The following is a 12,027-nucleotide window of genomic DNA, read 5'->3' on the forward strand; positions in this document are numbered from 1 at the left end:
CAAGCTCAGGGATATTCCTCTGCATGCATGCGCGCGATGCCTGATGCCGTGGCGCGCAATTTCTCCAGCAGCACGGAGCGGTCGTTGGCCCGGAAATTCATGATCACCGGCGAATGCACACCCTTGTTGGACAAGGGCCGATAGACCACGTCCGACCGGTGCAGCCCCTGCACCGAACGCGGCACCAGGGTCACGCCGACCCCGGCCGCGACCAGGCCGATGGCGGTCTGCATTTCGTTGGCTTCCTTGACGATGGTGGGCCGCAGACCGCGACTGGAAAAGATTTCCAGCACCTGGTCCGCATAGCTGGGACGCGGACGCGCCGGATAGAGGATGAAGCGCTCCTCGGCCAGTTGCGCCAGCGTCACCTTGTTGCGCGCCAGCAGCGCGTGACCCAGCGGAAACACCGCCACCAGCGGCTCTTCCACGATGGTCTCGCAGACGATGTCGGGATCGGTGATGGGCAGGCGGCCGAAGCCGACATCGATGCGGCCGGACTTGAGTGCCTCGATCTGTTCCATGGTGACGATCTCGGAAAAGCCGATCTCGATATCCGGCAGTTCGGTCCGGAAACGCTTGATCATTTCCGGCAGCAGACCATACAGCGCCGACGGCACGAAGCCGATGTTGAACCAGTGCTGCTGTCCCTTGGCGATGAGACGGGTGCCTTCCTCGATCTGCTCCAGTCGCGCCAATACCTGCAGGGTCTGCTCGTAGAAGAACTTGCCGGCCATGGTCAGGGCGATGGGTCGCGAGGCACGGTCGATCAGTTCGGCCCCCAGCAGATCTTCCAGCTGGCGGATCTGCCGGCTCAGGGGCGGCTGGGCGATGTGCAGCAATTCGGCCGCACGGCTGAAGCTGAGGGTGCTGGCGACGGCGTTGAAATACTTGAGATGGCGAAGTTCCACTATACCTCCGGGGCATACCATGATGCTGATTTGATATTGTACGTTCTCCCGCCCTGGGCATAGAATCCAAGGCCAGCGGCCGCAGAGCCGAGCACACGACGCCTTCCACGCGTGCCGTGCGCACCACCACAGCGAGGCCAGCGCCCACGCCAGCGCAGGCCCGACCAGAAGACCGTAGAGGAGACCGACATGAACCACACCGCCCTGCCCCATCTTTGCCCCTGCCCGCCTTCCTGGCGGGCATGAAACTTGCAACCTCATTGCATTGACCGCGAGCCTCGCTGACTGAAGGGAAAGCAGACAGCGCGCCTCCCGGTCCTGCAATCCATGAAGGTGCGGCGCACTTCCGGCCATCGGCCGGCGCGCCCGCGCTGCATCACCACCCGGTACCAACGTCTCCCCCGCAACCGGCACTGCGCGGGCGGGACCGTTAAGAGGTTAACATGCTCAACACTGTCCATGCGCTCAGTCTGGAGCCGCTGTATCGTCGCCGCGTGTTCCAGTCCACCCGCAAGGTCGACTGCCACGCCCAGGTCGCCAACGAACTGTCGGAACACGATCTGTTCTGGAAGGGTGACGACGTCGACACCGTGCTCTTCAAGGCCGCCATCCAGCAGTTGCAGATCTTCATGCTGAAGTACGGCGCCGAAGTCATCGTGCGGCCACGCCTGTTCAATGGCTTCGCCCTGGTCCACATGACGCTCTCCGGCACGGCCGAGATCGAATCGGACGGCCAGAAAGTGTGCATCCCGCAGGGCAAGACCGCGCTGATCGCACCAAAACGGAATCTGCGCCTGTGGTGGCAGGCGGGTTCCGAGCAACTGATCCTGAAGGTGCCCCTGGCGCTATTCGAGGAACTGAGCGCACTGGGCCAGCCCGGACCGGCCAATATGCCCTCGCTGTTCCTGCTGCCGCAGCAGGCCGCGCCGCACTGGGACCTGCTGATCCAGTCGCTGCTGCGCGTGCTGGCCCTGCCCGGGCAGAGCGAGGGGCATGGCGAGTGGATTCGCCATTTCGAACGCAGTGCCGCGCAATTCCTGCTCTCTCAGCTGACCAGCACGGTGCAGCCGGTACTGGGTGTTCCCGGCAGCGCGCAGCTCGCGGCCAGCGAATCCGGCGACAGCCTGGTAGGCGCCGGCAAGCTGCAGCGGCTGGACATGCTGGAGCGTTACATCCGCACCCGCCTGTGCGCCCCGCTGGCCCTGGCCGATCTGGCCAGTGCCGCCGGCGTGAGCGTACGCGCGCTCAATGCGCTGTGTCACCAGCAATATGGCGTGGCGCCCATGGACCTGCTGCGCAACATCCGCCTGGACGCGGTACGCGAACGCCTGTTGACCCATCCCGGCGCCAACATCACCGACACCGCCTTCGAATTCGGCTTTGGTCACCTCGGACGTTTCTCTGCGTACTATCGGGAGCGGTTTGGTGAACTGCCCAAGCAGACGCGGGGTGGGATGCGTTAGCCTGCGATCACGCGACTGTCTGCAGGGAAGGAAAAAATGGCATCGTCACGGTGCCATTTTTTTCGTCCCTGCACCACGAAACATCATGTCCTTCCACATCTCGCACCCTGATGCAGCGCGCCGCCAACCCACGTAAAAAGTGGATAGTCGCGCGCCCGCAAGATGCAAGCGCCGGATATTTTTCATCGTTCCGATTCCCTATGATCGCCGCAGCAAGCGATGAGGTCGCGCGTCCACGCGCACGGCGTCACGGCAGGTCGGTCTGCACGCTTGCCACCTCCACATCCGGTCCACTCAATTCAATCAACATGGGGAAGAGCATGAAAAAACTGGTCGCAGGCGCCATGGCGCTCACGGCAATGACTTGTGCACAGCAGGCGCTGGCGCAAAGCCAGGTCAGCATCTACGGCATCATCGATACCGGCGTGGTCTATACCACCCACGCCAACGCTGCCGGCAACTCGGTCCTGAAGATGCCGTCGCTGACGGCCTCGTTCCCGTCACGCCTAGGCTTCAAGGGTAGCGAAGACCTCGGTGGCGGACTGCAGGCCATGTTCGTGCTGGAGTCCGGCTTCGCCGTCGATACCGGTGCCATGGGCCAGGGCAATCGCCTGTTCGGCCGGCAGTCCTACGTCGGCCTGAAGAATGGCTGGGGTAGCCTGATGCTGGGTCGGCAGGTCAACATGACCTACCTGGTCACGGCCAAGTCGGATGTGATGGGTCCCAACATCTTTTCCATCAGCAGCATCGATTCGTACATCCCCAACGCCCGCAGCGACAATGCCATCGGCTACCTGGGCAGCTTCAACGGTCTGACCGTCGGCGCCACCTACAGCTTCGGCCGCGATACCTCCAGCGCCGGCGGTGCCAGCGCCACCAACTGTGCCGGTGAAGTGGCCGGCAATGCCAAGGCCTGTCGCCAGATCACCGGTATGCTGGCCTATGACGGCAGCAGCTACGGCATCTCCAGCTCCTACGACATCCTGTACGGCAACACCGGTGCCGCCAATGGCCTCACCAGCAGCAACAATCACGATCAGCGCGTCACATTGAATGGCTACGTGATGCTGGGCCAGAGCAAGATCGGCGGCGGCGTGATCGACCGCAAGACCCGTGCGGCCACCGCCAATACCGATTCGGACCTGTACTACCTGGGCTTCTCCACGCCGCTGTCGGTCGCGCTGGTGCTGGATGCGCAGGTGGCACGGCTCAAGATCAAGGGCACGTCCAACAACTCCACACTGTCGGTGGCGCGCCTGACCTACAACCTCTCCAAGCGCACTGCGCTGTATAGCTCGGTGGGATACATGAAGAACGGCGGCAGCGCCGCGATCCCGCTGGACGTGGGCGGGACGGTCGGGGTCGGCATGAACCAGTTCGGCGTGATGACGGGTGTACGTCATACCTTCTGAGCTTGATCCCTCAGATCTCGGCGTCGACCACGGCGATCCATTGCAGGATGGCCTGCATTGCATCCGGCTCGCCGTCGGCCAATGCCGTCTGTAGCATCTGGCTGCGTTCAGCCAGATGCTCACGGCCCATGGCCAGCAGACCACCCTGCAGGCGATGCAGGATGCGTGCGGCGCGTTCGCCATCGCCGCACTGCAGGACCTGCTGCAACTTGTCCCGCTCCTGCGGCCAACTGTGCCGGAAGGCTTCCAGCAGTACCTTTTGCAGCGGGTCACCCTGGTCCTGCACCGGCGCTGCGGGGCGGCCGAAACGGGATAGCAGTTCCTGCATCTGCTGCAGCGACCCTGGTTTGTAGAGCAGGGCATCGAACAGTCCGCTGGGCAAGTGCGCCAGGCTGTCCGGGCCGGCGGCGGTAGTGGCGATGATGCATGCCTGCGCATGTTCCTGACGCACGCGTCGGGCCAGCGCGACGCCGTCCAGCCCAGGCATGTCCAGATCGGTGATGAGCAGGTCGGCGCGCTGCGCCTGCCATTGCGCCAGGGCGTCCAGGCCATCGCGTGCCAACCGCAGGCGCTGACAGCCCAACGCCTGCAGCTGTTGCTGGATCAGGGTCAGATTCACGTAGTCATCCTCCACCACCAGCACGTCCAGCATGTCCGGTGCGACGGGCAGCTGCACGGCCTGCGGCCGGCCTCGCCATGGCGGTACGATCATTCCATCCTGCTGGCTCAGGGCCATCCGCCAGGCATGGCGGTCGAAGGCACTGACCTGGCGCCAGTGCGTCACGCTGCTGCTGTGGCGAACCACATCGGCGCGGATCAGCACGGCCGTCTTCGATACACTCACAGGCGCAGCCACGAAGGCTTCTACGCTGTCCGGCGCCACCAGGTGAATGGTGGTCAGGCCCGCCGACTCCGGCTCGACCGGCTCGGCACCCCAATGTTTGAGGTAGGCGCGCAGCATGGCTGCGGTGCTCGCCTCACCGGCATGCAACGCCACCTGTCGTCCACGCAGCGGGGCGGCATGCTGCAAATCCGCCTGCGGCAAGGTCTGCAGCACAATCTCGGCGCCGAACACGCTACCCTTCCCCGGCTCGCTGGTGAGGGTGATATCGCCGCCCATCAACTCGGCCAGGCGCCGGCACAGCGACAGGCCCAGTCCGGTGCCACCGAAGCGCTGGCTGATGCTGTCGTCGGCCTGTTGCAGGGACTTGAAGATGCGCTGGCGCGCCCCGGACGAAACACCGATGCCGGTATCGGCCACCTCGAAACGCACCACGCTCACCCCCTCGGCAACGCGCAGCAGGCGCGTGGACAACGTGATGCTGCCGGTGCTGGTGAACTTGACCGCATTGCCAACCAGGTTCTGCAGGATCTGCATCAGCCGACGTGGATCGCCGCGCAGCGGACGTTCCAGCGCGACATCCGGCAGACAGCGGAACTGCAGTCCCTTGTCCAGCGCCAGCGGCGCGAACAGCTGGGCGCATTCTTCGAGCAGCTCGTTGACCTGCAACTGCTCGGAAGCCAGCGTGATGCTCTGCGACTCGATCTTGGTGATGTCGAGAATGTCATTGACCAGGCTCATGAGCATGTCGAAGGCATGCCGGATCAGCTCGATGCGCTGGCGCTGCGGCGCCGACAGGTCTTCACGCGTCAGCAACTCCAGGTGACCGATGGCCCCGTGCAAGGGGGTGCGGATTTCGTGGCTGACCTGGGCCAGGAACATGGACTTGGCCTGGTTGGCACGGTCCGCCATGCTCCTGGCGTCGCGCATCAGGGCTTCATGCGCCTTCTGCATGTTGAGGTCGATCATGCCCAGCAGTAGCACATCCTGACCAGAAAAGCGGGTGCGCGACCACACTGCCCCCAGGTGGCTCACGCCGCCGTCGCGCAAAGGCAGCTCGGCTTCGATCATGGCCTGGCGCAGATCGTCACCCACCCGCACCGCCGTGAGGATCTGGGCGTAGAAGCCGGCGCTGGGCAGTGCAGATTGCTCCAGCATCTGTGCCGCCACTGCATTACGCAGCACCACCTCGCCGGAGCCCGGCGCATAGACGGCGATACCCACCGGCAGGGTGTCAATGATGGTCTGGCTGAACTGGCGACTTTCCACCATCGCCAGCGCTTTCTTCTGTAGCGGGCCGATCACGCAACGATCAAAGTACAAGGTGGCTGCCCACACGAAAAGCAAGGAGAACAGCCCCCAGAAAGCGCCGGTGATGAAGTTGCCCTGAAGGCCGGCCAGCACGTCACGCCAGGTAAAGGTATAGACCACCACCCAATCCGGCCCCTCGATGGTCTGGGCGATGAAGAAGCTGCCATCGTCATGGAAATGGCCGACGTGATCATGCGGATCCATCTCGCGTCGCACATGCTCCTGGATGTGCTGCATCAGGCCCGGATCGACCTGGCTGTCCGGCTGGCTCAACAACTGGACGCTACCCTGTCCTTCGAAGACGAACAGTCCAGGGGTATCTTCGTTCTTCATGAAGAACTGGCGGAACTGGCTAGCCGGGACCGAGAAGACGGCCGTGGCCTCATCGCCCTTGTCCAGCTGGATACGCACGGCCAGCCTGGTCACCGCATTACGCACCAGCGGCGCGCTCAAGGCCGGACTCATCCATAGCACACGCTGTCCGGTGCTGCCCTGGGCGCGGGCGGCACGCTCTCGTTCGGCGGCGAAGGCCGCGTTGACCGGTGCCCCCAGGGCGCTGATGAAGCGCGCGATACCCTGTTGCCTCACCAGAGCGAGCTCAGCCCCCTCCAGCGGTGGCGAGACCGCCAGGAAACCGGCATCGGCCGTATAAATGAAACCGTCCAGCGTCACCCCTGGCTCGGCAGGATTGAACATCGGCAGGGCCGACGCCTGACGCAAGAGGAGCAGCAGGCTGGCCAAGCGCAGGCGGTCGGCGGCCGTATCGCTGCGGACCAGGAGCGAGAACGGTACCACCGTCAAGTTTTCCGGACTGCGGGTGATCTGCCCGCCACCGACGTTGCCGGTATAACCCTCCAGCGTCAGCAATTCCCTCTTGTAAAGATGTTGCAGGCGTGCGTACATTTCGGCGAACTGGACCACACGCGCTGTCAGCCGGTCAACCTCGGACTTGATCTGCTCGCGCTTGCTGGTGAAGGTGCCGATCTGGCGTTCACGAAACTGGGAAAAGGCGCTGTATCCAAGGAACAGGATGGCGCAGACGATGGCCGCCGACAACAGGCAGGCACAGCTGTAGAGCAGGCGCCGATAGTAGCGCTCGGAAAGGGCGAGGAGCTGGCGTGGCATGGGTCCGGTGGCGCGCTGGATCAGTCGCCCAGGCTCTGGAAGACGCGACTCAGTTCGACGTCATTGCTCACTCCCAGCTTCTTCATCGCCGCCACCTTCTGGTTGCTGATGGTCTTGGGGCTGCGGTGAAGTCGTTCGGCGATTGCGGTGATGGACATGCCCTGGCAGATCATGCGCGCCACCACCAGCTCGCGCTCGGACAGCTGGCCCAGGCCGCTTTGACGCGGGTTGACGCTGAACAGGCTGCCCAGCAGGGCCGACGACAGGGACTGCGGCAGGTAGACCTGGCCTCCCTGCACGCTGTAGATGGCCTGTGGCAGGTTGACGAAATCACAGCGATTCTTGCCGATGAATCCGGCGGCGCCCAGCTCCAGGGCGCTGGAGATGATCTGCGGCTGGGCGTGGGCGCTGAGGAAGATCACCTTCATTGCCGGATGGTGACGACGCAGCCGCTTGAGCAGGTCCAGGCCGTCGGCGTGCGGGTCGTCGTCGAAAGCATAGTCGCATAGCAGTACATCGACCGGTGTCTGCGCCAGCGCCGCCATGAGCTGGGCGATGCTCTCGGCGGAAAAGTGCAGTGCGATGTCCGTGCAGGGCGCCAGGATCGCCTCTATCCCGCGCAGAACCACCGGAAAATCATCGGCAATGCCGACCCGTATCGTTACCCCTCTAGTCGTCACGGCAACACCCCCTTTCCGAAACTGGCTTCATCGTCGATGCTTGTGTGGCGTGACCGCTTACCGGCCTCCTGACGTGATTCAACCTGGCAAAAAAATCCGGCAGCGCCATCGGCCTGGCAAAGTAATATCCCTGGAAGCGTCTCACCCCGATGCGGTGCAGGCCCTGCCACTGCGTCAGGGTCTCGACACCTTCGGCGGTGACGGAGGCACCGAATACCGCGGCCAGTGCCACGATCTTTTCGATCAGGCGACTGTACATGGAATTTCCGTGCATGGCAGCAACAAATGAACGGTCGAGCTTGAGGCAACTGATGCGGCCGCAGGCCAGTTGGTGCAGGCGAGCGTCACCGACGCCGAAATCATCGAGCGCTATGGCGATATCGGCATGCTCGCACTGGGCGAACAGGCGACGGCAATGCACCGGCCCGAGATCGCCGCCGCGTTCGGGCATCTCGATCATCAAGCGTAGCTGCCCCTCCTGCAAGTCTTGCAACAGGGCCTGACATTGCGCCACCAGGGTATCGTCGTGCAATTGCTGGCCACATGCGTTGAAGGAGAGAAAGAAGGGCTGCAACAGACGCACCTGCGCCCGCTTCCAGCCGATGCTGAGCTGTCTGAGCATCTGCCGCGTGGCCGCCGCCAACAGTCCCTCCTCCTCCAGCCTCTGCAGAAAACTGCCCGGCGGCAGCATCCCGGCTTGCGGATGCTGCCATCGCATCAGGATCTCGGCACCCTGCCATTGGCCATCGGTACCGACGATGGCTTGCAGGAAGGGCAGGAACTGCCGTCGACGCAGCGCCTGCAACAGCTGCGCGCGCGTCATCGCGGGCATCCTGTCACTCCTGGTGCTGTGGTAAGTGAGGCCAAGCATAAGTACTCCGTTCAGGGGTGGGAGGGCGGTGTCAGCGCAACTTCGTGTTCGCTGAGACGGCCGTCGTCATTGATGGTCTGGTACCGCAGGTACGGTGCTTGCCAGGCGGCGGGCATCCCGGTCCGGGCATTTCCATCCTGCTGCAACACATAGCGCTGCTGGCCATAGGGTGGGACCATCTGGTCGGGCGCCAGACGTGCGGAGAACCCATGTGCGCCATCGCCAAGCTGCAAGGCGGCGAAGGAGACGAAGTAGGGGCTGTCGTTGCGGCATACCAGCATCCATGCGCCTTCTTCCCCGGAGTCGCGTTCCAGATGGAAGTGCAGTGCGCGGTGCCACTGCGGACCGGGGGCAGGCAGGCCAGGTGGGCGGTAAAACAGCTTGATCTGCGTGTTGATCCCCAGCAGTAACCGTGATGCATCCTGCTGCGGGGCCTTGGCCGACAACAGCGCTATCTCATAGAGATTGAGCCAGAACACCGACTCGCGCCCGGCCGGCAGGGGATCACCGGTGTACAACACCCGCACCTGGCTGACGGCGTGCGGCTGCAGTCGTTGCACCGCCGGCATGACGAACATCGAAGACAGCACCGTGTCCGGCGCCTGGCTGCCTTCCCCCTGATCGACCCAGCTCTGCAGCATCACCGGGTAATCGTTGGTATTGGCCAGGCGCAGGCTGATCTCGCCAACGCCCTGGCTGAAGATCAGACGCGTGCGTTCCGGCATGATCCCGGCCTCTCCGGTGCTGCATATTGTCAGGCTCAGCCACAGGAAGGCACAGCGCCACATGGACCACTGCCTCATTGCGTAGCTCCACTTGCCGCGGGCGGGCCGGCGTCGGCGGGGAGGAAGGCTTCGCGCCGGGGCGCGGCGATGCAAGCGGCATCCAGGCGCAGGAGGGCGGCCTTGAGATCCTGGCCGTGCAAGTCGTAACGGACCGCGCAGCGCTCCTGCTGGCCATCCCCCCAGCGTACCAGCAGGTTGCCGCGCAACGGGGCGATGCGCATATAGGCCTGGCTACCCTGCCCCACCATGCCCACCAGCTCGCCCTGCGGGTCCAGCACATCGGCCCCCATGGGCAGGGGCTGACCATCGTCCCGCCGCAGCCGGATCAACAAGGCATGGCCGGAGCGGGTCCGGAAGTTCAGCTTCAGGGTGGCGCCGGCGTAGGGGATCACGGTGCGCTGGCTCTCAAGGATCTCGCTCTTGCTGCTCATCCCGGCGTCCGCCAGTTCCACGACATTGCGCTGGTAGGGTGACAAGGACGGCAGCAGCGCAAAGCCGTTGCTGTCGATCACCGCACCTTGACCGTTGAAGAGCCGGGCTCCCTCGGCCCCCTTGGCTTCGACCAGCGCAAAGGTATCTCCCAGATAGGGGCCAAAGGTGATGCCGCCACCATGCAAGGCCAGCGCGCCACGGGCATTGGCCGCAGCCTGCCAGTAGTCATGGCCACGCGCCAGGTTGAGATTGAGGTTGACCTTCGGCAGGCGCATGCCGACATTGCCATTGAGGCTGTCCTGTCCTCCGCCCGGTGCGTGGCTGGCACCCAGGCTGTAGCTGATGTGGCGCTCGCCCGGCACCATGGCGGAGAGCTGCGACTGGTACAGATCCTGTCCAGCCGCCTTGACCACCGAGCTGCTCAGGACCGGTCGATCACCGCCGGCTTGCCCCAATGGAATGGAAAGCGACAGCATGACCGAGGCACCTGGTCGACCCGCTTGCGGCAGGCGAGGGTCCAGGCCCGACTGTACGCTGGAGGCGGCACTGACCTGCTGCCGCTGGAATGCCAGATTGATGCTCATGCCATTGCTCCACATGGTTGAATAACCGAACTGCAACTGGGTGATGCGGCTGCGGTTGTGATAGAAGGTCTGGGTCAGCCCGGAGAGGTAGAGTGACCCCACGCTGCCCAGTTGCTGACTGAGCGAGACGTCGAACCGCGAATGCTGCTGATAGCTGCTGGAATTGGCCAGCGCCCACTGGTTGCCGCGCCCGGCATGGCGTTCGCTGAGCACATCGGCCAGCTCACGGTAGCCGGCCGTCGAATAGCGATAGCTGGCAATGGAAAAATTGGTGCCGGTGGCCTCGAAGGCGTGCGAATACGACAAGCCCAGCATCCAGCCAGCGCGGGCCCCACGCCCGGTATCTGCGTGAGAATGATTCAGCGCCAGTCCGACCGACCCTGCCGGCCCTGCCAAGGTAGTTCCGATCAGCACCGACCGGTAAGCCCGGGCCAGTCGCATCCCGACGTTGCCGGTCAAGGCATTGCTCAGACCACGTTGATAAAGCGCGTCCATGAACAGCGCCGGCGTGTCGGTATCACGCGTGCGCCCGGCGGTCAGGCTGTAGCGCGAGCGACCCGGGCGCATCGATTCCGGCAGTGCGGAAAATGGCACGCTGAAGCCGGAACGCGTGCCGTCAGCCTCGATCACGGTGACGTCGAGGTCGCCGTTGTAACTGGTCGGATACAGATCGTCAATGACAAAGCTGCCTGGTGCCACCGTGGTGCGATAGATCTCGCGCCCCTTCTGGCTGACGATGACCTGGGCATTGCTGCGGGCACTGCCGCGAATGACCGGCGCGTAGCCGCGTTGCGAGTCAGGCAGCATGCGGTCATCCGAACTGAGTTCCAGCCCCTGGTAGGCCAGACCAGAGAGCAGCTTTCCGGAAGTGAAGCTCTGGCCCACCGTCAGTTCGCTGGTCCAGCCTGGCAAGGCGCGCCTGGCGTAGGTGCGTACCGGATTCCAGGCCAGCCCGGCATGGTTGTCATAGCCCAGGCTGCCCTGCTGGCGCAGGCGCCAAAGACCGAGATTGACGCCGCTGTCGGTAAAGCCGTAGGTCGCGCTATGGCTGACCTGTGCCGTGCGAACGTAGTACTGGCTGATGCTGTAGTTGACGAAGCCGATACTTTCGCCGGCGTCGTAGTGTTCGGGGTCGACATAGCCCCGCGCCACATGCTTGAGCTGTGCCTGTGGCAAGGTGAGGTTCAGGCGCAGATTGGCCAGATCGAACACCGCGTTTGCGCCTGGCGCAAGTTCTTCGATGCGCGCACACTCGCGCTGCCCCAGTTGCGCCAGCAGATCTGGACGCAGGTTCAACATGGCAGCATCCTGCGCCTTGAAGCAGGCTGCGACGCCCTGCCCTTCGAACAAGTCGAAACGCAGCGACCGCCGGTGACTGAAACTGCCATTGACGAACACATCCACGCTGTAGGTGCCGGGCTCCACATTACCGACCCGGTTGAAGCGCGACAGGCTACCCTTGTTGACAGGCGAGGCCATCTCCAGCGCCTCCAGGAAGCGATAGCTCTGCTCCGGTTGCCCGGCCACCGGCGGGGCCATGACCAACAGACTGGCGCCCAACGACAGCGCTGTCCAGCCGGCTCCCGCCCGTAGCATTGATCTGCATGGTTTCACT

8 protein-coding genes are annotated in these 12,027 nt (G+C 63.9%); 2 read left to right on the forward strand and 6 right to left on the reverse strand.

From position 1 onward, the window contains the following. Nucleotides 1–5: 5 nt before the first annotated feature. Entirely contained in the window at nt 6–908 is a 903-nt protein-coding gene (locus tag HWE04_RS08765; RefSeq protein WP_182992815.1) for a LysR family transcriptional regulator, read from the reverse strand. A gap of 443 nt (nt 909–1,351) precedes the next feature. On the opposite strand from HWE04_RS08765, the gene HWE04_RS08770 reads away from it, so the two are divergent. Together HWE04_RS08770 and HWE04_RS08775 are read left to right on the forward strand one after the other, a co-directional pair. Next, nucleotides 1,352–2,371 (forward strand): AraC family transcriptional regulator, encoded by a 1,020-nt coding sequence (locus HWE04_RS08770; protein ID WP_006464256.1) that lies wholly within the window; start codon nt 1,352–1,354, stop codon nt 2,369–2,371. Nucleotides 2,372–2,691: 320 nt separating this feature from the next. After that, nucleotides 2,692–3,783, forward strand: coding sequence for a porin (locus HWE04_RS08775; RefSeq protein WP_006465053.1), 1,092 nt, complete (start codon nt 2,692–2,694; stop codon nt 3,781–3,783). Nucleotides 3,784–3,793: 10 nt separating this feature from the next. Here the strand turns inward: HWE04_RS08775 and HWE04_RS08780 are convergent, their stop codons facing one another. The 5 genes from HWE04_RS08780 to HWE04_RS08800 all read right to left on the reverse strand — a co-directional run bounded on the left by HWE04_RS08780 (nt 3,794) and on the right by HWE04_RS08800 (nt 12,008). Further along, the gene (locus tag HWE04_RS08780) at nt 3,794–7,060 is read right to left on the reverse strand and encodes a hybrid sensor histidine kinase/response regulator (protein WP_241812149.1); all 3,267 of its coding nucleotides are present in this window, start codon (nt 7,058–7,060) and stop codon (nt 3,794–3,796) included. Nucleotides 7,061–7,080: 20 nt separating this feature from the next. Next, a complete protein-coding gene (locus HWE04_RS08785) occupies nt 7,081–7,740 on the reverse strand; it encodes a response regulator transcription factor (protein ID WP_342222433.1) in 660 nt (219 codons plus the stop codon). After that, entirely contained in the window at nt 7,730–8,611 is an 882-nt protein-coding gene (locus HWE04_RS08790) for an EAL domain-containing protein (protein WP_241812150.1), read from the reverse strand. Before HWE04_RS08790 ends, HWE04_RS08785 begins: the two co-directional genes overlap by 11 nt. An 11-nt stretch (nt 8,612–8,622) precedes the next feature. Next, nucleotides 8,623–9,336 (reverse strand): fimbrial biogenesis chaperone, encoded by a 714-nt coding sequence (locus HWE04_RS08795; protein WP_241812151.1) that lies wholly within the window; start codon nt 9,334–9,336, stop codon nt 8,623–8,625. Nucleotides 9,337–9,410: 74 nt separating this feature from the next. Beyond that, a complete protein-coding gene (locus HWE04_RS08800; RefSeq protein ID WP_241812152.1) occupies nt 9,411–12,008 on the reverse strand; it encodes a fimbria/pilus outer membrane usher protein in 2,598 nt (865 codons plus the stop codon). Between the last annotated feature and the right edge of the window lie 19 nt (nt 12,009–12,027).

The sequence above is a fragment of the Herbaspirillum sp. C7C2 genome (assembly GCF_022627865.1).
In the GTDB taxonomy this organism is placed as follows: domain Bacteria; phylum Pseudomonadota; class Gammaproteobacteria; order Burkholderiales; family Burkholderiaceae_D; genus Herbaspirillum; species Herbaspirillum frisingense.

Excerpts from the sequence above, each read along its gene's own strand:
- HWE04_RS08775 (WP_006465053.1), top strand. The coding sequence starts at position 2,692 with ATGAAAAAACTGGTCGCAGGCGCCATGGCGCTCACGGCAATGACTTGT.
- HWE04_RS08780 (WP_241812149.1), bottom strand. The coding sequence starts at position 7,060 with ATGCCACGCCAGCTCCTCGCCCTTTCCGAGCGCTACTATCGGCGCCTG.
- HWE04_RS08795 (WP_241812151.1), bottom strand. The coding sequence starts at position 9,336 with ATGCCGGAACGCACGCGTCTGATCTTCAGCCAGGGCGTTGGCGAGATC.
- HWE04_RS08790 (WP_241812150.1), bottom strand. The coding sequence starts at position 8,611 with ATGCTTGGCCTCACTTACCACAGCACCAGGAGTGACAGGATGCCCGCG.
- HWE04_RS08800 (WP_241812152.1), bottom strand. The coding sequence starts at position 12,008 with ATGCTACGGGCGGGAGCCGGCTGGACAGCGCTGTCGTTGGGCGCCAGT.
- HWE04_RS08770 (WP_006464256.1), top strand. The coding sequence starts at position 1,352 with ATGCTCAACACTGTCCATGCGCTCAGTCTGGAGCCGCTGTATCGTCGC.